This is a genomic window from Imperialibacter sp., assembly GCF_048007035.1.
Classification (GTDB): domain Bacteria; phylum Bacteroidota; class Bacteroidia; order Cytophagales; family Cyclobacteriaceae; genus Imperialibacter.
The window spans coordinates 2,542,624-2,566,674 of sequence record NZ_CP180355.1; the positions used below are offsets into that span (position 1 = coordinate 2,542,624).

Annotated in this window: 13 protein-coding genes and 2 tRNA genes; 8 read left to right on the forward strand and 7 right to left on the reverse strand. The window is 45.8% G+C overall.

Features of this window, described 5'->3' with window-relative positions; all coding sequences use genetic code 11:
* Nucleotides 1–54: 54 nt before the first annotated feature.
* Nucleotides 55–3,819 (reverse strand): hydantoinase B/oxoprolinase family protein, encoded by a 3,765-nt coding sequence (locus ACMVP2_RS10935; RefSeq protein ID WP_339784310.1) that lies wholly within the window; start codon nucleotides 3,817–3,819, stop codon nucleotides 55–57.
* Nucleotides 3,820–3,926: 107 nt separating this feature from the next.
* Between ACMVP2_RS10935 and ACMVP2_RS10940 the strand changes: the two genes are divergently transcribed.
* The 3 genes from ACMVP2_RS10940 to ACMVP2_RS10950 all read left to right on the forward strand — a co-directional run bounded on the left by ACMVP2_RS10940 (nucleotide 3,927) and on the right by ACMVP2_RS10950 (nucleotide 6,814).
* On the forward strand, nucleotides 3,927–4,688 hold the full coding sequence (locus ACMVP2_RS10940) for an NRDE family protein (RefSeq protein ID WP_339784312.1): 762 nt from the start codon (nucleotides 3,927–3,929) through the stop codon (nucleotides 4,686–4,688).
* Nucleotides 4,689–4,755: 67 nt separating this feature from the next.
* Nucleotides 4,756–6,312, forward strand: coding sequence for an aldehyde dehydrogenase family protein (locus ACMVP2_RS10945; RefSeq protein WP_416867733.1), 1,557 nt, complete (start codon nucleotides 4,756–4,758; stop codon nucleotides 6,310–6,312).
* A gap of 82 nt (nucleotides 6,313–6,394) precedes the next feature.
* On the forward strand, nucleotides 6,395–6,814 hold the full coding sequence (locus ACMVP2_RS10950) for a response regulator (protein WP_226940619.1): 420 nt from the start codon (nucleotides 6,395–6,397) through the stop codon (nucleotides 6,812–6,814).
* On the opposite strand, the gene ACMVP2_RS10955 is transcribed toward ACMVP2_RS10950, so the two are convergent.
* The 3 genes from ACMVP2_RS10955 to ACMVP2_RS10965 all read right to left on the reverse strand — a co-directional run bounded on the left by ACMVP2_RS10955 (nucleotide 6,811) and on the right by ACMVP2_RS10965 (nucleotide 9,133).
* Nucleotides 6,811–8,268 carry a hypothetical protein gene (locus tag ACMVP2_RS10955; protein ID WP_339784317.1) on the reverse strand — a complete coding sequence of 486 codons (1,458 nt, stop codon included), beginning with the start codon at nucleotides 8,266–8,268 and terminating at the stop codon, nucleotides 6,811–6,813. The genes ACMVP2_RS10950 and ACMVP2_RS10955 overlap by 4 nt on opposite strands.
* Nucleotides 8,269–8,489: 221 nt before the next feature.
* A tRNA-Ala gene (locus tag ACMVP2_RS10960) sits at nucleotides 8,490–8,563 on the reverse strand.
* A gap of 96 nt (nucleotides 8,564–8,659) precedes the next feature.
* Nucleotides 8,660–9,133 (reverse strand): C40 family peptidase, encoded by a 474-nt coding sequence (locus ACMVP2_RS10965; RefSeq protein ID WP_416867734.1) that lies wholly within the window; start codon nucleotides 9,131–9,133, stop codon nucleotides 8,660–8,662.
* Between the two features lie 73 nt (nucleotides 9,134–9,206).
* Here ACMVP2_RS10965 and asnB point away from each other — a divergent pair, with 73 nt between their 5' ends.
* A complete protein-coding gene (asnB, locus tag ACMVP2_RS10970) occupies nucleotides 9,207–11,108 on the forward strand; it encodes an asparagine synthase (glutamine-hydrolyzing) (protein WP_416867735.1) in 1,902 nt (633 codons plus the stop codon).
* A gap of 7 nt (nucleotides 11,109–11,115) precedes the next feature.
* Here asnB and ACMVP2_RS10975 read toward each other — a convergent pair whose 3' ends face one another.
* Complete coding sequence (locus ACMVP2_RS10975) at nucleotides 11,116–12,003, reverse strand: hypothetical protein (protein ID WP_416867736.1); 888 nt, start codon at nucleotides 12,001–12,003, stop codon at nucleotides 11,116–11,118.
* 184 nt (nucleotides 12,004–12,187) lie between these two features.
* On the reverse strand, nucleotides 12,188–15,088 hold the full coding sequence (gene gcvP, locus ACMVP2_RS10980; RefSeq protein WP_416867737.1) for an aminomethyl-transferring glycine dehydrogenase: 2,901 nt from the start codon (nucleotides 15,086–15,088) through the stop codon (nucleotides 12,188–12,190).
* Between the two features lie 164 nt (nucleotides 15,089–15,252).
* On the opposite strand from gcvP, the gene ACMVP2_RS10985 reads away from it, so the two are divergent.
* A complete protein-coding gene (locus ACMVP2_RS10985) occupies nucleotides 15,253–16,740 on the forward strand; it encodes a M28 family peptidase (protein WP_416867738.1) in 1,488 nt (495 codons plus the stop codon).
* A gap of 249 nt (nucleotides 16,741–16,989) precedes the next feature.
* On the opposite strand, the gene ACMVP2_RS10990 is transcribed toward ACMVP2_RS10985, so the two are convergent.
* Nucleotides 16,990–18,315: a DEAD/DEAH box helicase gene (locus ACMVP2_RS10990; RefSeq protein ID WP_416867739.1), complete on the reverse strand. Its 1,326-nt coding sequence runs from the start codon at nucleotides 18,313–18,315 to the stop codon at nucleotides 16,990–16,992.
* A 58-nt stretch (nucleotides 18,316–18,373) separates the two neighbouring features.
* On the opposite strand from ACMVP2_RS10990, the gene ACMVP2_RS10995 reads away from it, so the two are divergent.
* From ACMVP2_RS10995 to ACMVP2_RS11005, 3 genes are all read left to right on the forward strand, one after another.
* Nucleotides 18,374–19,711 carry a dihydroorotase gene (locus ACMVP2_RS10995; RefSeq protein WP_416867740.1) on the forward strand — a complete coding sequence of 446 codons (1,338 nt, stop codon included), beginning with the start codon at nucleotides 18,374–18,376 and terminating at the stop codon, nucleotides 19,709–19,711.
* Between the two features lie 52 nt (nucleotides 19,712–19,763).
* Nucleotides 19,764–19,839, forward strand: a tRNA-His gene (locus ACMVP2_RS11000).
* A gap of 574 nt (nucleotides 19,840–20,413) precedes the next feature.
* Entirely contained in the window at nucleotides 20,414–23,998 is a 3,585-nt protein-coding gene (locus ACMVP2_RS11005) for an NACHT domain-containing protein (RefSeq protein WP_416867741.1), read from the forward strand.
* Nucleotides 23,999–24,051 lie beyond the last annotated feature (53 nt).

The window sequence follows — 24,051 nt, forward strand, 5'->3', positions numbered from 1 at the left end:
AAAAATAGTACAAAAGCGATAGACTGTCAATGCTACTCGAGCAGCAGTCGCTGCCTATGAACCCCACCCGCCTCCGCCCGGCGTTTCAATGACAATGGCATCGCCAGCTTGCAAATCCATTTCGTCAACGCCTTTTAACCCGATGACTTCTCCGGTTGACTTTTCGACATATTGCTTTCCCGTTGCGCCAGGGTTTCCTCCCTTCATACCATAAGGGGCTTCTACCCTGTGCTGCGTGAGGAGGGTGAGCTCTACAGCCTCAGTGAAACGAAGCTTTCTTACAATGCCGTCACCGCCTTTCCACTTTCCCTGCCCGCCCGAGCCTTTTCTGATAGAAAATTCCTCTACCCTCACCGGATACCTCCACTCCATGATCTCGGGGTCGGTAATGCGGGTATTGGTCATGTGGTGGTGGATGGCGTCGGCGCCGTTGAAACCTGGCCCGGCACCAGTACCGCCGCAGATGGTTTCGTAGTAGCCGAAGCTTTTGTTGCCAAACAGGAGGTTGTTCATCGTTCCCTGGCTGCAAGCAGAGAGCTTCAATGCTTTGATCAAAGTGTCGACCAGGCGCTGGCTGACCTCGGTGTTACCTCCCACAACGGCGGGGCATTGCAAAGAATCGGCTGGAAAAGGCGGATTGAGCAAGCCTTCGGGAAGAACGATTTCTACCTGCTTCATAATGCCTTCGTTCAGTGGGATGTCTTCCGAGATCAACAGCCTGAGCACATAAATGACAGCGCTTCGCACAATGGCGGGCGTTGCATTCAGGTTACCCGGATGCACCTTTGAGGAGCCCGTGAAGTCCACCGTCAGCTTGTCATTTGCTCGCTGTAGTTTTACTCTCAACGGGCTTCCGTCGTCCAGTTTTTCAGCGGCCTCAAATTCATTCCCCGGAAGCCTTTGTAATTGCACCCAGAGTTTTTCGTTGGAATAGTCTTTGAGCCGCTGCATATAATGCAGCACTTTTTCAGCCCCTTCTTTCTGGCAGAGCAAAAGCAAGGCATTTTGGCCAGCCTTAATTGACGAAAGCGCCGCATTCAGGTCAGCCATGTTCTCTGCCACCGCCCTGGTGGGGTAGCTATGGCCGGTAAGCACTTTTTCTATTTGCTCCCATTGAGCCACTCCCTTTTGGATCAATAGCATGGGGCTGATGACCACCCCTTCTTCGGCCAGATTTTTTGCATCCGGCGGCATAGAGCCAGGTCTTTTACCTCCCAGCTCGGCGTGGTGGGCCCGGTTGGCTACATAGCCCAATAGTTGCCTTCCGTGAAACACTGGGGCAATGAGTGTGATGTCGGGCAGGTGTGAGCCGCCAAAGCCGGGATGATTGGTGACTGCCACATCGCCTGGGCCAAGAGGCAGCACTTCCAGCACCTTGCGTACACAGAGCCCCAGCCCACCCAAATGCACTGGGATGTGAGGCGCATTGACCACCAGCTCGCCTTTCGGATCAAGCAAGGCGCAGGAGAAATCGAGGCGTTCTTTGATGTTTACTGAAAAGGCCGTGCGCATGAGCAGCGCACCCATTTCTTCGGCAATACCCCGAAACCTGTTGGTAAACAGCTCGAGGGCTATGGTTTCGTGTATCTCGTTGACGACGGAAGAGGCTTTTTTCAAATCTAAGATGACATTGAGTTCGTGCCCCAGGTTCGCTTGCCAGCCCGGGGCGACCCAGGTAGTGGAAGTTTTTGAAGCCAGCAGAGCAGGGCCGTCAATTTTTGCTCCGGGCGACAAGGTTTCCCAGTCGTAGAGTTGAGCCATTAGCTGCTTGCCCTGGTGCGTTATTTCTTTGGTTCGTTGCGATAGTGCGGTATGTGCTTTGACATGCTCAGGGCCAGGCTCTTTGCTTATTTTCAGTGCAGAAACCTTCACCTTTATCGACTCCACCTCGATAGCACGGTTCTCTACCCAATGACCAAATAGCTCCTCATACTTACTTTTGAAGGCGGCATGTAGGCCACTATATTTTCCAGATTCAACTTCTATCACAGCATCTTGCCCTGAAAAGCGCAGATAGGCAGCTACAAATGTGGTCTCTGTTTCCAGAATTCCCTCGATATTGAGCATCAACGCTGCTTCTTCAGCTGCCGTGGCTGCGATCTTTTCAAAATGATGCTTCAGGTCGTTGAGGGGTTTCAGCACTTGTTGCGTGATCATGCGCTCCTCAACGGCCTTGCCAATGCCGTAGGCACTCAGCAGTCCGGCGTCAAACGGGACAATAATTTTTTTCATGCCCAGTAGTTCAGCAATGGCGCAGGCATGCTGCCCACCGGCCCCACCAAAAGCCAGGAGTGCATGCTCAGCAGGGTCGTATCCTTTTCTGGTGGAGATGTTTCTAATGGCTTCTGCCATCCGTTCGTTAGCAATTTGCAAGTAGCCTTCCAGCAAGCTATTGGCTTCCGGCAGCTCCCCGGTTTGGTTTTTTATTTCGTTGAGCTGCTCTTCCAACCTTTTCGCCGATTCCCCTTTTTGTACAGGAATGCCAAACTTTTCTTCATCCACTCTGCCCAACAATAGATTGGCGTCAGTTACGGTCAGTGGGCCGCCGGCACCATAGCAGGCTGGCCCGGGCTGTGCACCGGCACTTTCGGGGCCCACCTTTAGCTTATGCCCATCGAACGAGCAAATGGAGCCGCCGCCCGCCGCTACAGTTTCCACAGCTACCGAAGGAGAGGCTATTTTTGCCTGGCCTACTTCACATTCGAAACGATAGTCGGGTTTGCCGGAGTACCGGCTCACATCGGTGCTGGTACCACCCATGTCCAGGGTCAGGATGTTTTTCTCACCACATACTTTTGCAATTTCAGCAGCACCCACCACTCCTCCGGCCGGGCCACTGAGCAAGCTGTCTTTTGCGTGAAAATCGTTGGCGCTGATGAGGCCACCCGCACTGGTCATCACTTTCAGTGAGCTGCCCCTGGAGAGCTTATTGGAAACACCAGTCAAATAGGAAGTAAGGATAGGGTTCAGGTAGGCGTCAGCCACTGCTGTTTCGGCCCGGGGCAGCAACTTGATGGTAGGGAAAAGCTGCGACGAAACGGATACATACTTTAAGCCGGCTTTTTTACACAAGTCGAGCACCTCCAATTCATGTGCTTGGTTCTTGAACGAATTGAGCAAAGAGACGGCCACCGCCTGAATTCCCTGCGCTTTTATTTTTTCGACAGCACGTTCAACCTCTGCAGAATTTAAAGCGACCAACACGTTTCCATGCGCATCTATTCTTTCGTCTACCTCAAAAACAATTGAATTAAGCGGTTCAGGTTTTTCGATTTTCAAGGCAAAGATATCGGGCCGCTGTTGTGTGCCGATACGAATCAGGTCTTTGAGGCCTTTTGTTACCAGCCAGGCAGTGTTTGCTCCCTTTCTTTCCAGCAGAGCGTTGGTGCCCCTGGTGGTGCCCAGCCGCATGTCCATGGGAGGCAGTGCGTGGTCTAATGCTGTTTCGGTGATTAACCGGGCTGCCAGCACGGGGGCTTCTTCACCGCCGTCCAGCTCGAAGTCGCAGGGAAAAATCAGCCTGTTCGGCAAAGAATTGACCAGAGTAAACGTAAAGTTGTTGGGGTCGAATTGGGCGATGGAGTTGCCGGGGAAGTTTTGACCAAGAACCCTTATTTTGTAGCCCTTTAAAATATCTTTATCGACAGCAAACGATGCATCAACACGAAAAGCATTTTCCGCCACCTGCTCAATGGCTTTTCCCCTCAGCTTGCTGCTGCTGAGCACTTTTACTCTTTTTATCTCGCCTTCGGGTGTTTCTGCCAGGCAGTCGGTAAATGTGCCTCCTGTATCCACCCAAATCTTCCACTTCTTGTTCATGGCTGTTTTCTTGCAACGCAAACTAAGTAACGGAACCTATTTGTCAAATTCATCATTGATTGGAGGAGTTGTTTTAGTATTGTGGCTATGAAAGCAATATCTTTAATATGTGCCTGATCACCTTTGCCTGGAAACACCACCCCAACTATCAGCTGATTCTTGTTGCCAACAGGGACGAATTTTACGAGCGGCCCACTGCGCCTCTTGGGTATTGGAACGACAACCCCGATATCCTTGGCGGGCGTGATTTGAAAGAAGGGGGTACATGGATGGGCATGCACCGGTCGGGGCGAATGACGGCGATTACCAACCACCGAGACCTGACAAATATCAAAGCCTCGGCCCCGTCGAGAGGGAATCTCACAAAGGACTTTCTTGCTGGCAGCCAATCCTCGCCGTCGTTTTATGAGGGTGTAAAAGGGCAGCTTGATCTTTTCAACGGATTCAACTTGCTGACTCTTGAAAATAATGAGCTATACTATTTCAATAATATTCAGAAGGAACTACTACAGGTAAAGCCTGGTATATATGGGCTTTCCAATGCTTTCCTCGATACACCGTGGCCAAAAGTGCAAAAGGCAAAGCGCTACTTTGAAGCCACTTTGAAAAAGGATCATCCCAGCGCTACCGAAATGATCGAATGGATGGGCGATGGAGAGCTGGCTCCGGATGAGCAGTTGCCCGCTACCGGGGTTTCAGCTGACTGGGAAAAACAGCTGTCGGCTATGTGCATTCAGACTGAAAACTACGGCACCTGCTGCACCACAGTCATCACTATTGATCATGGTGGCGGGGTTGAGTACACGGAAAAGACTTATGCCGTGGGAAACAGAAGGCCGGGTACTGTTAGCGTGCAGTTTCCTACGTAGTATTATTTTGAAAACGCTTTAAATGTTAGCAATTTTGCGGTTGCATTAACCCCCTAATAATTATAGAATGGTCACAATTGAAGATACTTACGGAATTGCCGAAGCGATTGAAAAGCTCGGTATTGAAAATAAAAATGCCGGATCCTCAACCGGCAAAAATTGGATTGCCTCCGGTGGAGAGGTGATAGAAAGCTTTTCTCCGGCGGACGGAATGCTGATTGCCTCTGTAGAGTCTGCGACGGCAGCTACATATGAGCAGGTGATAAAAAAGGCTGAGGAGGCTTTCAAGAGCTGGAGGCTTGTGCCGGCACCTCAGCGTGGCGAAATCATACGGCAAATCGGTGATGAGCTGAGGAAGAATAAAGAGCACCTTGGCAAACTGGTTTCCTACGAAATGGGTAAGTCCTTGCAAGAGGGTTATGGTGAAGTGCAGGAAATGATTGACATCTGCGATTTTGCTGTGGGCCTTTCTCGTCAGCTCTATGGCTTGAGTATGCATTCCGAAAGACCCGGCCACCGCATGTATGAGCAGTGGCATCCCATGGGCATTGTGGGTATCATTTCTGCTTTTAACTTTCCTGTTGCCGTTTGGAGCTGGAACACTATGCTGGCCTGGGTATGTGGCGATGTTTGTGTTTGGAAACCCTCAGAGAAAACACCGATCACAGCCGTAGCCTGCCAGAAGATAGCTACGAAAGTGTTCGAAAGGAATAATTTACCAGAAGGCATCAGCGGCCTCGTAATCGGCGACTATAAAATTGGTGAGCTTCTCTCCAACGACACCAGAGTGCCATTGGTTTCTGCCACCGGCTCTACCCGCATGGGCAAGAAGGTGAGTGAAGCTGTGGGCAAAAGGCTGGGCAGGTCTCTGCTGGAGCTGGGTGGTAATAATGCCATCATTGTTTCGCAGCATGCTAATTTGGATGTGGCAATTATTGCAGCAGTGTTTGGTGCTGTGGGCACCGCAGGGCAAAGATGCACCACTACCAGAAGACTTATTGTGCACGACAGCATTTTTGATGAAATGAAGGCTCGGTTGACTAAAGCGTACTCTCAAATGAAAATAGGGAATCCGCTGAGTGAGAAAAACCATGTCGGCCCGCTTATAGATAAACTGGCGGTTGAAAATTACCTCAACGCCATTAAGGAAGTGGAAAAAGAAGGAGGCAAAACTATCGTTGCTGGTGGCGTGCTTTCGGGCGCCGGTTATGAATCGGGATGTTATGTGAAGCCAGCTATTTTCGAAGTAAAGAATACTTTCAAAATTGTTCAGCACGAAACCTTTGCCCCAATTTTGTATTTGATCAAATACTCAGGTGATGTAGCTGATGCCATCGCTCTTCAGAATGGTGTACCTCAGGGTCTTTCTTCTGCCATTCTCACAGATAATCTGCTGGAAGCAGAGCAGTTTTTGTCACAGGCAGGAAGTGATTGCGGCATTGCCAATGTCAACATTGGAACCTCTGGAGCCGAAATAGGAGGTGCCTTTGGTGGGGAGAAAGAAACAGGTGGTGGCAGGGAGTCGGGCTCCGACGCATGGAAAGCTTATATGCGCCGTCAGACCAATACAATCAACTACAGCGCAAAATTACCTTTGGCTCAGGGGATAAAATTTGATCTTTAGCAGTGTATTTTACCAAAAAATTAGTAACATTTGGTGTCTTAGCCCTTTTACCTCAGGCTATGACACCAACTAATAACTTAATATGGCAGTGACTGTAGCACCAAGATTCAAAGCAGTGATGCTTATTGACGACAATGAGATCGATAATTTGATCAATCAGAAGATGATTGAGGCATCAACGTTATCTGAAAATATTTATGTGCACACCGGTGCCAAGAGCGCCATTGAGTTTTTAAGAAATATAGAAAAGCTTGGTGCGGCAGGACATTCCATTCTCCCCCAAATCATTTTTCTCGACATCGATATGCCGCTGATGGACGGATTCCAATTTTTGGATGAGTTTGAAAAGTTCAGAGTGGAGACGAAGGATATTTGCAATATCGTTATGCTTACTTCTTCAATTAATCCTCAGGACGTTAACAAATCGAAGAAGTATAACTACGTAAAAAAATACATCAACAAACCCCTAACACAGGATACGCTCGAGAAGATAAAGTTCTAAACCACCGACACAGAACTGAGGTCGTTTATGAATTTTTCATCCATTCTAATTAGCGTGGTTGGCGCATAAACTGAAATGTTGGAGGAATTGAATTTCCTCGCCAATACCGAAATCTTATCTGCCTTCTGTTTTTTTGCTTCGCTTGTAGCTACTTTCAGAATCTTGTTGAAGATAACGACGTGGTCAATGTTTTCTTTGCCCATTAATCTCACCTGTCTTTGAACACTATTCATCAGCTGACTGAATAAGTCATAGTCGCCCATCATACAGTACTGCAGGGCCAGCACCGATTTGATTTCAAGCTGGGCAAGCGGGTATTTTTTAAGGCTTACCTCGTTAAGGAAGTTATTGATCCATTTAGCCGCCTCGTCATAGTTGCCGGCATAATAGCAACTCAGGGCCCGGTAAGTGACATAGGTAATGTAGGCGGGTACGTTGAGAGGATTTGGCTCATATTCTGAAAACTGAAGCTGGTTCTCCTCTTCCAATGTGTCCTCTATTTTCAGGCGGATGCTTCTTCGCAGCTTTGTGATAAGCAGCTGGGAAGAAAAAGTGAACGTGGGATAGTTCATCAGAAGCGTTGCCACTGCATCGTTCACCTCATCGAAAAATTCTTCTGACTTTTTATAAAGCTGATAGTGAGTATAATATTCCAGTTTTAGGTAGTCGAACAAAAGCGATAAGTGGTGGTAGATAGAATCAAGGGTATATACTGAGAAGTAGCTTTCTACTTTTTTGAGAACGTCCTCAATGGCCTCTTCATCCTGATTAAGTTCACTTTCCTTGTCGTCCACAAAAAGTCTGTGAAAGATATTTACCGCCGACTTGTACACATATAGCCTGTGCGAATCATGAAGTGCACTCACATTGGTAAGCTCCCTGAGCAGGTAACTAAGTCCCAGCTTTGACGTCTCATCTCCGGTCAGGTAGTAGTCGCCATAATTTTTAAAATAGTCGGCCAGAATGTCTTCAGCCTTGTCGGTGGCAAGCATAAAGGCCACATGTTTGTTATAGAGCTGAGAGTAGCTAAACTGCTCTGGCGAGTGCATGTGTAAGCGCTTGAGATATTTGTAAACTACCGTGAGCTCTGACGACAAATCGTAGTCTATTAGCTCTTTCTCCAATTTTTTTAGCGTGGCAAGGGCAATGGCTCGTTTCTTGGTGAACACAACGTCGTTCACGTTGGCTACCTTTTTTAGAATATCAGTACGGGGGTTTTCCATTTGCTCCACCAGATACTCTTCAATTTTCTGGTTGAGTCGTGACCGCAGCGTATAGTACGCATTGGGGTTGACTCCCAACTCCTCCATGATCTTGTTGTCGCCAAGGCTTCGTTCTCTAATGCCCTTGAGCAACGAGGCCGATTTTTCGGCCGCACTTTCATTGAGGCTGTTATAAATAGCCTGATAGTCTTTATCGGAGAGTTGTTTGATAATGTTCTTGAGCTTTGCCATCTCTTACGTGTTTCTGGAAATTAAAATACCCATTTTTCAATTGTTTAGCTATAAGCTTCAATTTTATTAGCAGTGTAGTCGCTAAAAACTACTAAAAGAAGTGAATTCTTGTTCTAAAAAATGAACAGAAGTAATAGCTGGCGTAATTGTGAACACAATTAGAAAGGAAGATGGACAAAAAAAGGAAGACTTGCGCCTTCCTTTTGAGTTAAATATCGAAGTGGAGCATATCGGAGTCGAACCGATGACCTCTTGCATGCCATGCAAGCGCTCTAGCCAGCTGAGCTAATGCCCCATTAAAACACCAAAGAAGAAACGTCGAACCGCAAAGAGCAGGCTCACATTGAAGTCTTGAATTGGGGACTGCAAAAATAGGAAAGAAATTGTATTCTCAAAAAGGTCGGCGGGCTTGCACTATCCTTTTCCAATAATAGTCGGATTTTAGGTTCGTTTCCATCACACCAAGTTTTGTTGAGGCGTGAATAAAGCGGATGTCGGTTTTGCCCCTGACGTCAGTGACCATACCAACGTGAGTGATTTTTCTTTTCCTTTTGCCCATGGCAAAGAAAATGAGGTCCCCTTCTTCAAGGTCATTCAGCGAAACTTTTCGGCCCATTTTGCTTTGTGCATTGGATGTTCTGGGCACCTGGATGTTTGCCGACTCGAATGAGCGGAGTATTAGCCCCGAGCAGTCGATGCCGCTCCGGGTAGTGCCGCCGTATTTATAAGGGGTTCCGGTGTATGACCTGGCAGATTGAATAATGACGTCGACCTTTTTTGCCCTGGATTTTTTGGAGCCGGCACAGCCCGAGAGAATAAGAATGGAAAAAATGAAAAGAACAAAAGAGGGTCTTAACTTGGACATATTTATCTGACGAATTTTCAGAACCATTGAATTACTTTAAAATTACACAAACATTTGAAAAGAGGCTCAAATAATGTGCGGGATAACAGGAATTAAGGCATTTAATGAGGTCGGGCGGATCAACATGATTCACCTGGCCGCCGCAACTGAATCGCTCGCCAAAAGAGGGCCAGACAATCAGGGACTCTTTTACGACCATTTTGTCGGGCTGGGGCACCGTCGTTTGAGTATTATCGATGTCTCTGAAAGCGCCCACCAGCCGATGTCAGATGCTTCCGGCCGATATCAAATCATATTTAACGGCGAGATATTTAACTACAAGCAGTTGAGGAAGGGCCTGCAGGAAAAGGGAGTGTCATTCCGAACCGAAAGTGACACCGAAGTGCTTCTTCAGTTGTATATATTATTTGGCAAAAAGGCGCTGAGTCATCTCAACGGATTCTTTGCTTTCGCCATATTTGACGCAGCTGACGGTTCGCTATTTATCGCCAGAGACCGCCTGGGGATCAAGCCGCTTTATTACTACTATGACGAGGACAAGCTGATTTTTGCCTCAGAAATGAAGGCCATTATGCGCTATGGTATTCAGAAAGAGTTGTCATTCGAATCGTTGCTAACTTACCTGCAGCTCAATTATATCCCTGCTCCGTTGACGATCCTCAAAGGCGTCCATAAGCTGCCTCCGGGCCACCTGATTGCGAGCAAAAAGAATGAAGTGACGGTTGAACAGTGGTACAAGGTTCCATTTGATGCAAGTGGAACTGTTGGGCGTCAAAGCTATTCCGACAAGCAAAAGGAGTTGAGAGAGCTTCTCACCAGCGCAGTAAAAAATAGATTGGTTGCGGACGTTCCCCTTGGCACATTTCTTAGCGGAGGTACCGACTCTTCAATCATAGCGGGTATTGCCTCGAAGCTGCACCCGGGTATTCATTCATTTTCAATTGGTTACAGAGATGATCCTTTTTTTGATGAAACCGAGTATGCTGAATTGGTTGCTCGTCATTTCAATACACAGCACCATGTTTTCAAGTTGTCGAACGACGACCTACTGAATCATCTGGAGGGGATGATTAGCAATATTGATGAGCCGTTTGCGGATTCCTCAGCGCTGCCGGTGTACATACTTAGTGAAGAGACCAGAAGGCACGTAACTGTGGCTCTTTCGGGCGATGGAGCTGATGAGCTCTTCGGGGGCTATAACAAGCACCTGGCCTGGCAAAAAAGCGTTGAGCCAAGTATTTCGAATGCGGTAGCAAAGGGCCTGCTCCCACTCTGGAAAAGCCTCCCTGCATCAAGATCGTCTGCTTTTGGAAACAAGGTAAGGCAGTTGAGTAAGTACGGAGAAGGGCTTAAACTTTCTGCTGAAGATCGTTATTGGAGATGGGCCAGCTATATGGCGGAAGGCCGGGCGCTGGACTACCTGAGCCCATCGGCAAAGGAAGAACTTGTTATGGAGACTTACCTTGGACACAAGGGAGGTTGGTTGCTTCCGCTGCACGAATCCTCTTCACTAAACAGCTTTCTTTTGGCAGATACCCAGCTGGTGTTGCCCGACGACATGCTAACCAAAGTAGACAGGATGTCGATGGCAAATGCGCTGGAGGTAAGAGTGCCATTTTTAGACCACAGAGTTGTGGAGTTTGCTTTTGCGCTGCCCGAAAGTTTTAAGATTCACAATGGAACAAGGAAAAGAATTTTGCAGGATGCATTTAAAGAATTTCTTCCTCAGAAGCTTTACAACCGTCCCAAAAAGGGCTTTGAAGTGCCCCTGCTAAAGTGGATGCAAAATGAGATGAAAAGCACGCTGGACGGTGTTGTTTTTAATGACGACAAGTTAAACGAGCAGGGAATTTTCAGCGTTCAGAAGCTGGCTTTGCTTAGGCAACAACTGCACAGCAACAACCCGGGCGATGCGCATGCTACCACGTGGGCCTTATATGTTTTTCAGAAATGGTGGGAGAATTACTTCAAGTAAGGGGTAATCACTTATCTGACCCTGCCTGCCAGAAAGCGGGATCTTTGCCCACTTTACGAATAGCCTCCAAAAAGAATTTTGCATCCTCAACATTCCACGATTGAGGTGAGTCGCCCCAAAGAGACCTGAAGCCGTCAATGGTGATATAATTCCTCCACGCATTTTTCTTCCAGAAGTCGAGCAAGTTGGCGATGGAAGAAGTATAGTCTTTGGTGAACATTCCCGTAGGAGCATTGCAGATAAAGCTTTCGAGAAAATAGGAAGGCGTCCTGTTCTCGTCCATATGGCCCATCTGCACCAGCCGGTCTCTGATGTTTTTGAAAACCCTCACAGTAGCGAGAAACTGGCCCTGGGAGCCGCTTTCTTTCACTGCCTCGTAGGCGTTGTGCTGCTTTGGAAAATTGATGATGAGTTCCTTCCCTTTTTTAGGGTAGAATGCCACGCCCAGTTTTTCCACTTCATCTCTTCCGTGCTTGATAACCAATTTGTATTTGAAGCACACGAGCACATTCACAGGAAGGCGATTAGGAGAGCCAATGATATGAATGGCGTTGTCTCCATCCTGCACCGACCCTTCGCCAAAAGCATTTTGCATGCTTTCAAGGATGTTTTCTCTGAAGCTTTTGTAGGTGAGGCCTTTTCCCTCAAATGGGTCTTCATTGCTTTTGCTGGAGCCTGTTACCGAGGTTAGCTCAATCGCTACGTCAACCGGCGTATTGTACAGAATATTGGTGCCATTGAGGTGAGAGCCATGGAGGTAGTAGGCTACTCTGACAGATTTTGGGAATCTTTTATAGCCAGCCAGGGCGTTCTTAACTACTGCAATTGTTTCATCAAGTTTTTCTGCCTTTATGCGGCTGGACCATTTTTCTAAAAGATCCTTTTGAGACGCCATAATCTTTACTGCGATTAGTATTTCAACAATATGTTACCCTTCAATGAAGGCACTATAAAAAATATGCTTGACATTAACAGGCTAACAAGATTACACAATTTTTAACTTTTTTCGGCAACTGCTCCTTGTTTTCAATTGACCTGCCAAATGAAAAAAGGGAGCGATTAACTCCCTTTTCTGTTCCTTAGGCTTCAGCCAGTGTTTCCGAAAACTCTGAAATTGGAATGCAGCTGCAGAAAAGGTTTCTATCGCCATAGGCGTTGTCAATCCTGCTCACGCTTGGCCAGAATTTGCTGTTTTTCACGTATTCAAGAGGGAATACTGCCTTTTCCCTGCTGTAAGGCAGCTGCCATACTTCGGCCAGCGCTACTTTCTGGGTGTGTGGTGCATTTTTCAGCACGTTGATCTCACGGTCTGCCAGACCTTTTTCTACTTCCCTCACTTCTTCCCTTATGCTGAGCATTGCATTGCAGAACCTGTCCAGCTCAATAATTGACTCACTCTCTGTTGGTTCAATCATCATGGTGCCGGGCACCGGGAACGACATGGTAGGCGCATGAAAGCCATAGTCCATCAGTCTTTTCGCCAGGTCTTCTACTTCGACTCCGAACTGCTTAAACTCTCTACAGTCTACGATCATTTCATGAGCGCACCTGCCATTCTTTCCTGTATAGAGAATTTTGTAATCCCCTTTCAATCGCTCCTTGATATAGTTGGCGTTAAGAATCGCCATTTTTGTCGCATTCGTCAATCCTTCACTTCCCATCATAGCTATGTAAGCGTACGATATAGTGAGGATGCTGGCACTGCCGTAGGGTGCCGATGAAATAGACGTAATCGCTTTGTCTCCGCCTGCCTTTACCACCGGGTTGCCAGGAAGGAAGGGAGCCAGGTGAGCCCCAACACCAATCGGCCCCATGCCGGGTCCGCCACCGCCATGAGGTATGCAGAATGTTTTGTGGAGGTTGAGATGGCAAACGTCAGCGCCAATGCGTGCCGGACTAGTCAGACCAACCTGGGCATTCATGTTAGCGCCGTCCATGTACACCTGTCCACCATTTTGATGGATAATGTCGCAGATATCTATGATTTCTTCTTCAAACACACCGTGAGTGGATGGATAGGTCACCATCAACGCCGACAGATTGTCTTTGTGTTTTTCAGCTTTGGTTTGAAGGTCATTCAGGTCGATATTTCCTTTTTCATCGCAAGCTACTATCACCACCTGCATACCTGCCATTACCGCACTGGCTGGGTTGGTGCCATGCGCTGACGAAGGAATAAGCGCCACGTTGCGGTGGTTGTCGCCCCTGTTCTGATGATAAGCCCTTATTACCATTAAACCGGCATACTCGCCCTGTGCGCCAGAATTTGGCTGCAAAGAAACTGCCGCAAAGCCAGTGATCTCTTTTAGCCAGTCCGAAAGCTCGTTTACCAACTGCTGATAGCCTTTTACCTGACTTGCCGGAGCAAATGGGTGAATGTTCCCAAATTCGGCCCACGTTACCGGAATCATTTCCGATGTGGCATTGAGCTTCATTGTGCACGAGCCAAGGGAAATCATGGAATGCACGAGAGAAAGATCCTTGTTTTCAAGCCATTTCATGTAGCGAAGCAGCTCGTGCTCCGTGTGGTGCACATTGAAAATCTGGTGGGTAAGATAGTCGCTTTTGCGTTCCAAAGCCGAAGAGAAGCTCACGTCCACATTGCTCGACTGGCCTTCAAAATCAAATCCTGAAGTTGGTTTAACTGCTATTTCGCTAAAGATGGAAAAAACGACTTTCAGGTCTTCAAGCTGGGTGGTTTCATCCAGGGAGATGCCCACGTGGTCGGAAGAGAAGTACCTAAGATTTACCCCTTTAGATTCTGCAAGTGCTTTGATAGCTTCTTTTTTACCTGCTGCTTCTACTTTAAGGGTATCAAAAAACTCGGCATTCAGCTGCTTGAAACCAAGGTGAGCCAATCCAGCATTTAGCAGTCTCGCCAAGCCATTGACTCTTGCGGCGATTTCTTTCAGGCCGTGTGGACCATGATATACGGCATACATGCCAGCCATAACGGCCAATAGAACCTGGGCTGTGCAAATATTGGAAGTGGCCTTTTCTCTTCTGATGTGCTGCTCTCGTGTTTGGAGAGCCATCCGGTAAGCTTTGTTGCCTTCCTTGTCTACGGACACACCAATGATTCTGCCAGGAATTTGCCTTTTGTATTCGTCTTTTGTAGCAAAAAAAGCAGCATGCGGCCCGCCGTAGCCCATTGGCACGCCAAAGCGCTGGCTGCTGCCGATAACCACATCAGCGCCCATTTCGCCGGGGGATGTCAGAAGCGTGAGGCTCAGAAGGTCTGTAGCTACCGCAATCATCAAATCGTTTTCCTTCGCTGCGGCGATAAAAGATGTCAGGTCTTTCACCTCGCCATTAGCATCCGGATACTGCAGCAAGGCCCCGTAGAATGAAGTGTCGGTAACATCGAAAGAAGAAAACGGAGCAACAACCAACTCAATGTTCAGCGGTTCGGCCCTGGTAACGAGCAAGTCGATCGTTTGTGGGAAGGTATTTTCATCGATAAAGAATTTATGGGCGTCTTTTCTCGATTTTTTCCTTAGCTCATGCAGCATGGTCATGGCTTCGGCCGCTGCGGTACCTTCGTCCAGTAAGGAGGCGTTGGCGATCTCCATGCCTGTCAAATCAGATACCACAGTTTGGAAGTTGATAAGTGCTTCCAAACGTCCCTGGGCGATCTCTGCCTGATAGGGAGTGTAGGCTGTGTACCAGCCCGGGTTTTCCAATATATTTCTCTGAATAACGGCAGGCACCACGCAATTATAATACCCCATGCCGATATAGCTCTTGAATACCTTGTTGCCGGCAGCCAGTTGCTTGAATTCGTTCAGGAATTGATACTCATTTCTTGGCGCCGGAAGTTGCAGCGGCCGTTCCAGTCGAATTTTCTTTGGAACAGTTTGATCGATTAATTCATCAATAGACGACACTCCAACAGTTTGAAGCATTGTGGCCAGCTCTTGATCATCTTTGCCGTGATGGCGACTCTCAAAACTAACCCTTTGGTTAACGTTGATCTTCATTAAGTTACCCTCTGAAAATGTGTAGTGATATGAACCTTATTTCTGACTGCAAAGGTATAATTTAATGTGAAGATATTTTGTTCCGGTTTTCAAATAAAATGTGGAATAGGTATGGAAGGTTTACCCGAAAAGAATAAAATTGCCCCGGGTAACCCAAAGCAATCATGATTCAAAAATTTTCATTATTTGTGCTCGCCCTGGTAATTAGCTTAGCTGCATTTGCCCAGGATAAAAAGGCGATAAAAATCTCGAAGACCATCACCAAAGAAGACCTCTATGCCCGGCTCGAAGTGTTAACTTCCGATAGCCTGGAGGGTAGGGAAACAGCCACCGAAGGTCAGCGAAAGGCGGCGGCTTTTATTGAGTCACAGTTTAAGCAATATGGATTACAACCAATTGTTCCAGAGGCCAACTCAAAATCCTACTTTCAGCGTTTCCCGCTGCAAAAATCTCAATGGACTGATGTTTATGTAAAAGCAGGTGCGACAAAGCTGGAGAACGGAACCGACCTGTTGTATTTTGGCTCTGCCAGTACTTCCGACGAAGTGACCGCTGAGGTTGTTTTTATTGGTGATTTGGGGCAGGCCTCTGGCATTGTCAAAAATGGGGCTTTCTATAATAAAATTGTTGCCGTGAGAAGCCAGGATAGCAGATCGTGGACATCCATCAGGAGGCAGTTTGCCGAAGCCAACGTTAGGGGCCTCCTTGTATTTGGCGGCGAATCGGATGGTCAATTTAAAACTGTAGTCGGTCGATACAAGAACTATATTACAGCCTCACGTTTAAGCCTTAGTAGTGAGGGAGATAGCAGCAACGAAGGCCCTTTTGTTTTCATTGTTTCGCCCGATGCTGCAAACGGTTTCTTTGGCTTATCTATTGAAGAGTTGATGGAGGGTGCTTCAGGCGCAGAGCAACCGATGGCTAGTATCAGCTTTAAGGCAGAAAGAACCACCGAGGAGGTGATAACTGAGAATGTGCTTGGGTTTCTGGAAGGGACTGACAAGAAAGACGAGGTGCTGGTCGTGACGGCCCACTACGACCACCTTGGCAAAAGAGACGATGTTATTTACCATGGTGCAGACGATGACGGATCAGGTACGAGTGCAGTGTTGGAAATAGCTCAGGCTTTTAGCGAAGCAAAAAAGAAAGGCAACGGCCCCCGCAGAAGCATATTATTCATGACGGTGACAGGTGAGGAAAAGGGCCTTCTCGGGTCGGAGTACTACACGGATCATCCGGTGCTGCCGCTGAGTAAAACCGTTGCCAATTTGAATATTGACATGATAGGCAGGGTAGATGACGCTCATTTGGACAATGAGAATTATATCTATGTGATTGGTTCGGACAAGTTGTCGCAGGATCTTCACCAGCTTTCGGAGAAGGCAAATAAAGACTACACCAACCTTGCGCTGGACTATACTTATAACGACGAGAACGACCCAAACCGGTTTTATTATCGCTCTGACCACTACAACTTCGCAAAGAACAACGTGCCGATTATTTTCTACTTTAATGGTGTCCACGCCGATTACCACCGCCCCACCGATACGATCGAGAAAATTGCGTTCGACAAGATGACCGTTATCACAAAGCTGGTTTTCTTTACTGCCTGGGAAGTGGCTAACAGGGAAGAGCGGATTAAACTAGACTAGCGGAGTCACAAGCAAACGGTGCGAAAAGAATGCAAAAGGCCCTTGAACGGAAGTTCAAGGGCCTTTTTAGTGTGGGCTAGAAACAACTTGAGGGATCGGCAAAGCCACATCCCCCAAGATCTTTTCAACCAGCTATGGAAAGAAAGACTTATCCATCTTTCTGTATCAAATGTATGCTTTTCACTTCAAACAAAATTTTCGATTAGATGAACCACCCAAATTCTTCGATGAATTCTGCCGATACGCAGATCAACGTTTTTTCCTTTTGTTCTTTTTGGGAGCGGGCTTCTTAAATTGACCTTTCGGATGCTTCTTGTCATGGAAGGCACCTTTGAAATCCGGGTCATCTTTTCTTTTCTGATGATCCACTTCCCTGGCCATGTCCTGCTGCTCTTCGAACGGGGTCTCCTCAACGATCAAATCTTTGGGCAAGCGGTGTACGGGAATTGGTTTTCGGATAAGCTCCTCTATTTTGCGAAGGTGATATTCCTCAGCCGGGTTAACAAAAGTCCAGGCTGAGCCTGCTTTGTAAATTCGCCCTGTTCGTCCTATCCTGTGCACATAGTCTTCATACAACACTGGCACATCAAAATTGATAACATGGCTTACCATGCTCACGTCGAGGCCTCTTGAGCTCACATCCGTAGCTACCAGGATTTTGCTGTCGCCAGCTTTAAAGGCTTCAAAAGCATTGATTCTGGCATTCTGGTCTTTATTGCCATGGATCACCTTTACAGATGGATTGATTTTCCGGTGTATAAATTTATAAAGGTTGTTGGCAGTGTCTTTCGTTTTGGTGAATATGATGACTTTGTCGATGGCTTCTGTTTGATGCAGAAACCAGTTGAGCATGTGGATCTTCGTCTTGAAGTTAGGTATGAGGTACACCCGCTGTTCAATGGTTTCGAGCGTACTCGACTGAGGAGCCACTTCAACTGTTTGAGGAAACTCCAGAAACTCCTCTGAGAGCTTCACTACTTTTTCGGGCATTGTGGCAGAAAACAACATGTTTTGCCGCTTGACGGGAATCACCTCGAGTATCTTCCTTATCTGCGGCATAAACCCCATGTCCATCATGCGGTCTGCTTCATCCAGCACGAGCGTCTTAATTTGGCGTGGATGGATAGCCTCTGCGTGATAGAGCTCTGTGAACCGACCGGGGGTGGCCACGATCAAGTCCACACCTTTTTTCAACTCTTCAATCTGAAGCTTTGGCCCTTTTCCCCCATAGAGGCCTACTACCCGAAGGTCGGTGTAGGTGGCCAGCTTTCGGGCATTCTCCTCGATTTGCATCACAAGCTCCCGGGTGGGTGCCAGAATGAGTGCCCTCGGGTCGTTGCCTTGCGCATACTTGATTTTCAAAAGAATGGGGATCAGGTAGGCCGCTGTTTTGCCCGTGCCGGTTTGCGCTATGCCGAACAGGTCGTGGCCTGCGTTCGCCACGGGTATCGCCTTGGCTTGAATGGGAGTGGGTGACTTATAACCCAGATCGGCGATAGCGTTCAGGAGCTGCTTGTTCAGCTTGAACGACTCGAAGCCAGCCGACTCCTCCATAAAATTTTTGTTATCTATCATGCCAGAGGCCCCTGTTTGGGTATATAAATGTAAATTTGCACATCAAATAGTCCATCTTATGAAGACGAAGCTGATTGTAAATGCAAATATAGTGAACGAAGGTAAGGTACGTGCCGCAGATGTGTTGGTGAAGGGGCAGTATATCGAAAAGATAGGTTCGCACTTGACTGATGACGCTGACGAGGTGATAGATGCCGACGGCAAATACTTGTTGCCTGGGGTAATCGATGACCAGGTGCATTTTCGTGAGCCGGGCCTCACACATAAGGCTACCATTTATACCGAGGCCAGGGCGGCTGTGGCCGGGGGAGTCACATCATTTATGGAAATGCCCAACACGGTGCCCAACGCATTAACTCAGCAGCTGCTGGAGGACAAATATGAAATTGCCCGGCAAACATCTCTGGCCAACTATTCTTTTTTCATGGGAGCCAGCAACGACAACCTGGAGGAAGTATTAAAAACGAATCACCGGAATGTGTGTGGCATCAAGGTGTTTATGGGTTCTTCCACAGGTAATATGTTGGTAGACAATGCGCAGGTGCTGGAAGGTCTTTTTAGCAAGGTAGACATGCTCATAGCAACGCACTGCGAAGACGAAGCCACTATCAGAGCCAACACTGAAATATTCAGGAATAAGTATGGTGAAGATGTGCCTATCGAGTGCCACCCCCTCATTCGAAGTGAAGAAGCTTGCTACCTCTCTTCATCCATGGCAGTAGGCTTGGCAAAGAAGCATGGCACCAAGCTACACATCTTGCATATTTCTACCGGAAAGGAAACGGCGCTGTTCGATAATTCAATTCCCCTGGCAAAAAAAAGAATAACGGCTGAGGCGTGCATTCACCACCTTTGGTTTTCGGATGAAGACTATGCGAGTAAAGGGACACTTATTAAGTGGAACCCGGCTGTGAAAAAGGCAAGCGACCGGGAACAGATATGGAAAGCTTTGTTGGAAGACAGCATCGACGTGGTGGCTACTGATCATGCGCCCCACACCTGGGAGGAGAAACAAAATAGCTATTTCAAGGCACCCTCCGGGGGGCCGTTGATTCAACATTCGTTAGTGGCGATGCTTGAAAAACAGCGGGAGGGCAAAATAAGCATGCAGCGGCTAGTGGAAAAAATGTGTCATAATCCGGCCATTTTGTTTCAAATTGAAAAACGAGGCTTTATCAGAGAGGGCTATTTTGCTGATTTGGTGATCGCCGACACCAGCTCAACCTGGATGGTGGAGAAATCAAATATCCTGGCGAAATGTGGGTGGTCGCCTTTTGAAGGGCAAATCTTTCATTCAAAAATTGATACTGTCCTTGTTTCGGGGCACAGGGCCTATCACAAAGGCCAATTGGATGAAACTAAAAAAGGTGAAAGATTATTATTTACAAGGGACTAAGTGCTTTGCAAAATTGATGAATGCCATTAACTTTGCAGTCCCAAAATTACATGGTGGTTGTAGCTCAGCTGGTTAGAGCGCCTGATTGTGGTTCAGGAGGTCGCCGGTTCGAACCCGGTCTTCCACCCTTGGTTAAAGCAGTTGCATTAATTTGTAACTGCTTTTTTATTTGCTCTTGCGTATTTTTTAGAACCTATTGGATCACCATATTTCTTCGTCGCTAATTGGCAGAGAGGTTCTTAGAAATGAAAGTAGGAGTATACTTGCAATAGCTATGCGCCTAATGCAATCCTTCTGGCGATGCCATTCCATACTGAACTGATGCTTCAAAAACTGGATGACCGTGCCATGCAGGGAATGTCAATTTCCATGGGAAAGGACGTTGATCAAACGAATTGCAATATTATGTTTCGTTACGGCGAAAAGGATACTAAATTTGAGGGACGTCTAAGCTAGTTTGTAGCTGAGACGCTTCATGCCAAAATCGTCGATGCCTCGGCAACTAGCACAAGTCTTATTGAAAGAAGCAGCAATTCGAAAGAGTCGCTGTTTTTGTACATGAGTAAATATGAATATTGCATTTGTTTGCAGATATTATAGCGCTCTTGTCAATGTAATGCGAAAGTCGTAACGCTTTGTGGCAATCATCCCTATAAGGAAGACGTAAAGTTCAAAATTTGTTATTTTAATAAGTATGAGTAGATGGGGCAGTTTTATGACAAATTTCATCGAATAAAATATGCAAATGAGGCCGAGGTAAGCAAAAACTTTATTATTCCTCTTCTCCAAGACTATTTAGGGTACATGCCCCATGAAATCCTTCCAGAGAAACATTTTCCTGCTAAAGATTTGTATTCAGGTGTGTCCTTCAAGCGAAAAGGAACAAAGGAACTAACCCATCGACCAGATTTTGTCGTTTGCCTAAACGGGGATGCGAATTGTGCCAAATTTATTATCGACAGTAAAAGCCCCGACGAAGATTTAGAAAGACATATTGGGCAACTCAAATCTTATTCTAATAGTGTAAGCCAAAACTTTCTACTTATAACAAATGGAACTGAGCTGAAAGTTTTCGATGCCAATGAACTGATATTTCACGCTAGAGACGTCGAAGAACTGCAAATTAAGCTTCATCACCTTTCATCGCTTTTAAGTAGAGAAAGGCAACAATCTCTTTCACCCATTCAAATATTAAAAGAGTTTGATCATGATTCGGCAATAGGGATCGTTGGGCAAATTACTGACGCTGCTTTAAATCAAAAAAAGCTGGTTCTTATAGATTTTCTTAAGTACCTGGAGGCAATTAAGATTAAGTTCTCAAATTGGCCGCTTCCGAATAGTAATTTCAGAGGTTTGGACAACCTCGATATTCGAAAGCTGAACCCACGATTCCTCCATTCGTTCTATACAATCACAAATGTTGATAATGAAACAGATAAAAGAAATGAGATTAAGCTATCGCAAATTGAAGCCGATCCTAATACAAATATTAAGGTTTTAGTAGGTAACACCGGCCTTGGGAAGAGCTCTTTGCTTAGGTTTTTAGCGCAAGATTTGGCTAGCCATTGCCTCCAATATATTGAGATAGTAATCCCCATTTACATAGCACTAAGGAGCGTATCAAGAAATAAAACGCTATCCAGCCTAATTGAAGATGAATTACGATATAATGGATTTGAGTTCTCTTCTCTGTCAAAGGTTCTCTCTAAAAACAAATTTCTGCTTCTTTTAGATGCTTACGATGAAATTCCTGAAGAAGCAGTTCGTGATTTTAGTTCTGAACTCACTCAACTATCAAAAACAACACAATGCATTTTATCTACAAGGCCAAATAGAATACCACGCTTTCCCAATTCAAGCACATTTCAAATGGCTTTGTTGGACAAGAAAAAGATTGAGTACATCTCTCGCAAGTATTTTGGGGACGGGTATTACAGGTTTAGAGATGCAGTAGACAGTAATAGCCTCTCCGAGGAGTCTCAAAATACTCTTCTTCTACTCCTTATGATTTCGGTATTTAAAGAGAATGAGACTTTACCTGGGACATCAGCTCAAATTGCCGACCTCATTGTTGAGCGCTTACGGGAGTGGGATGAATCAAAATATGAGTATCTATTAACCTCAGATAGTAGGTGGATAGTGACTACTACACTATTGTCGAGGCTAGCGTTTCACATTGTTCAGAAGAATGATTTTAACCTCTCAATTGGCGAAGCTACTCCAATCCTATTGGACGGGATATATGAGTTTGAACAAAAGCGCTTGATCCCTCTAGGTACAACGACGGATTCTATGTTCGAGTTATTGTTTGAAACGGGCTATATTTTAAAGAATGATGTCCAAATATTCTTTTGGCATCGAGTCTTTCTAAATTATTTTTCATCAATTTTTTTGGCAGAGAGGTTACACAGTGATTTTGCCTTTCTGAACCAAATAAAAAATTTAGCTTTCTGGGAGTCCACAATAATAGGGTCATCCATTCATTTTAAAGACTCCTCTAATATAATAGAGTCCTTGAAAGAAAATATATGGCTAGCCAGCTACTGCTTAATCACCAATCCGAATTGTAAGGAAAAAACAAAAAATCAAATCATTGAGTTGCTGATAGAAAAATGTGATTCTGTCGTCAGAAGTACGAGAGAACGGGCTCTCTTCTATCTCAAAAGAATTCAGTCCGACAAAATCTCGGAATTCTTCCAAATATGTATGGCTAATGGACATTGGGACAACGTGAAAATGGCCGCATTAGAAATGTTGTCTGCTCGTGGAGTGAGCTTTTCAAAAAAGTTCGCATATGAAAACCTAGAATGGAACAAAAGAGAACATTTTCTTGAACCTAGCACACAAGTAAGTGTGGTAAGAGCTCTAAGTCATTTCGATGAGACAGAATATCTTTTGATAGTAAAAAACTGGGAGAAATATGGAGACTGGTGGGTCTCTGAAGAGTGCTGCAATATTTTCAAGAAGCTATATTACGAAGGGAAACTTTCTAAGAAAGTCATAGGTGAAATAGTTGAATTATTTAAACGGCAATACCTAGCGAAGGAGCACAGTAGGAGCGAACCGATCGATTCTGTAGCCGACTTCCTAATTGAACTTAACAGCGAAGAACTACTACCTGTTTTAGTTGGCCTGCTTAGTCAGCATCACGATGTTTCGAAAGAAAGAAGTATCCTTAAAGTTCTTTCCTCCTTTAAGTCAAAGTCGGCTGTCAGGTACCTTGTTCAGATGGTTGATGACAAAAGTTATAATAATAGTTTGAAGCAGACGTGTGCTGAAGCACTATTGAATATGGGTTCCATTGTACAGTTGGAAGTGTTTACGAGCTTAATTATTAACCCGAACAAGGAAATCTCTCTTTTAGGAATCGAAGGGCTAAAGTATTATACATATGAAGCAATTAAAGACACCCTAAAAGAACATCTAAATAGTAGAGACCCACAAAAGCAGTCGAGAGCTCTCGAGGTATTAGTTGAAAACGGCGAGATCATCCAAATGATTCGTCAAAATTCATTGCCACCCTCTGTTGGGATACCGGGAATTCACGTCATTCTAAGTGGAATAAGAAAATATAAGCTTAATGAATCAGAAAAGGTGTTAGACGGAATATCGCAATGGATGGAGAATAAGCAGATATTTAAGAAAGAGTATTACTTGGCCCTCGATCTTGCGAAAACTCTCAACTTTATTGGAAAGCCGGAAAAAGGTAAATCGATTCTTTCTTGGTTTCATGATGGTAGCAAATTCTGTTTTCATGAAAAATACTTAAACTATTGGGTTTTAGATGCCTCAACCTCATTTGATTCAAGCTATTCTACAAAGCTGGCACTATGTTTCTATTCGACCCATTGCTTGGATGACAATGATGATTCGAGGTATGCAATCTCAAAGTTTATTGAAGCTGCCGAGATAATTAAAGCTCCAGAACTCAAGCAGGAATTAAAGCAAATTGTTGATAGCTATATCCAATCTAAAGAGGATAGATCATATGAGTTAGAGCGGCCGCTCAGAGCCTTAGTTATTTTGGGTGATGAAGACGACGAAGATTGGCTCCTAGAGAGAATAGATTTTTTATTGGAATTAGACATCTTGAACAACTTTTGTCTTAATAGGGCAATTCAGTGTCTTACCTCTTTTGGTACGGAGAAGTCCATTCCAACGATAAAAAATATATTCAAAGAATCACTCCATAAAAATGTGATAGATTTATGCTTTAAGGCATATGAATCGATTCTTCAACGGACGGGTGAGTTTCGTGAAATTAAAGACCATGAGTTGGCTGGCTAGTCCTATTTATACCACCAATGGACGGCTGAGGTTGATATTGTAAGAAGTTGCGG

Bases quoted from the DNA above. Each gene is read 5' to 3' on its own strand.
- ACMVP2_RS10935 (WP_339784310.1), bottom strand. From the start codon at position 3,819: ATGAACAAGAAGTGGAAGATTTGGGTGGATACAGGAGGCACATTTACC.
- ACMVP2_RS10940 (WP_339784312.1), top strand. From the start codon at position 3,927: ATGTGCCTGATCACCTTTGCCTGGAAACACCACCCCAACTATCAGCTG.
- ACMVP2_RS10945 (WP_416867733.1), top strand. From the start codon at position 4,756: ATGGTCACAATTGAAGATACTTACGGAATTGCCGAAGCGATTGAAAAG.
- ACMVP2_RS10950 (WP_226940619.1), top strand. From the start codon at position 6,395: ATGGCAGTGACTGTAGCACCAAGATTCAAAGCAGTGATGCTTATTGAC.
- ACMVP2_RS10955 (WP_339784317.1), bottom strand. From the start codon at position 8,268: ATGGCAAAGCTCAAGAACATTATCAAACAACTCTCCGATAAAGACTAT.
- ACMVP2_RS10965 (WP_416867734.1), bottom strand. From the start codon at position 9,133: ATGTCCAAGTTAAGACCCTCTTTTGTTCTTTTCATTTTTTCCATTCTT.
- asnB (WP_416867735.1), top strand. From the start codon at position 9,207: ATGTGCGGGATAACAGGAATTAAGGCATTTAATGAGGTCGGGCGGATC.
- ACMVP2_RS10975 (WP_416867736.1), bottom strand. From the start codon at position 12,003: ATGGCGTCTCAAAAGGATCTTTTAGAAAAATGGTCCAGCCGCATAAAG.
- gcvP (WP_416867737.1), bottom strand. From the start codon at position 15,088: ATGAAGATCAACGTTAACCAAAGGGTTAGTTTTGAGAGTCGCCATCAC.
- ACMVP2_RS10985 (WP_416867738.1), top strand. From the start codon at position 15,253: ATGATTCAAAAATTTTCATTATTTGTGCTCGCCCTGGTAATTAGCTTA.
- ACMVP2_RS10990 (WP_416867739.1), bottom strand. From the start codon at position 18,315: ATGATAGATAACAAAAATTTTATGGAGGAGTCGGCTGGCTTCGAGTCG.
- ACMVP2_RS10995 (WP_416867740.1), top strand. From the start codon at position 18,374: ATGAAGACGAAGCTGATTGTAAATGCAAATATAGTGAACGAAGGTAAG.
- ACMVP2_RS11005 (WP_416867741.1), top strand. From the start codon at position 20,414: ATGGGGCAGTTTTATGACAAATTTCATCGAATAAAATATGCAAATGAG.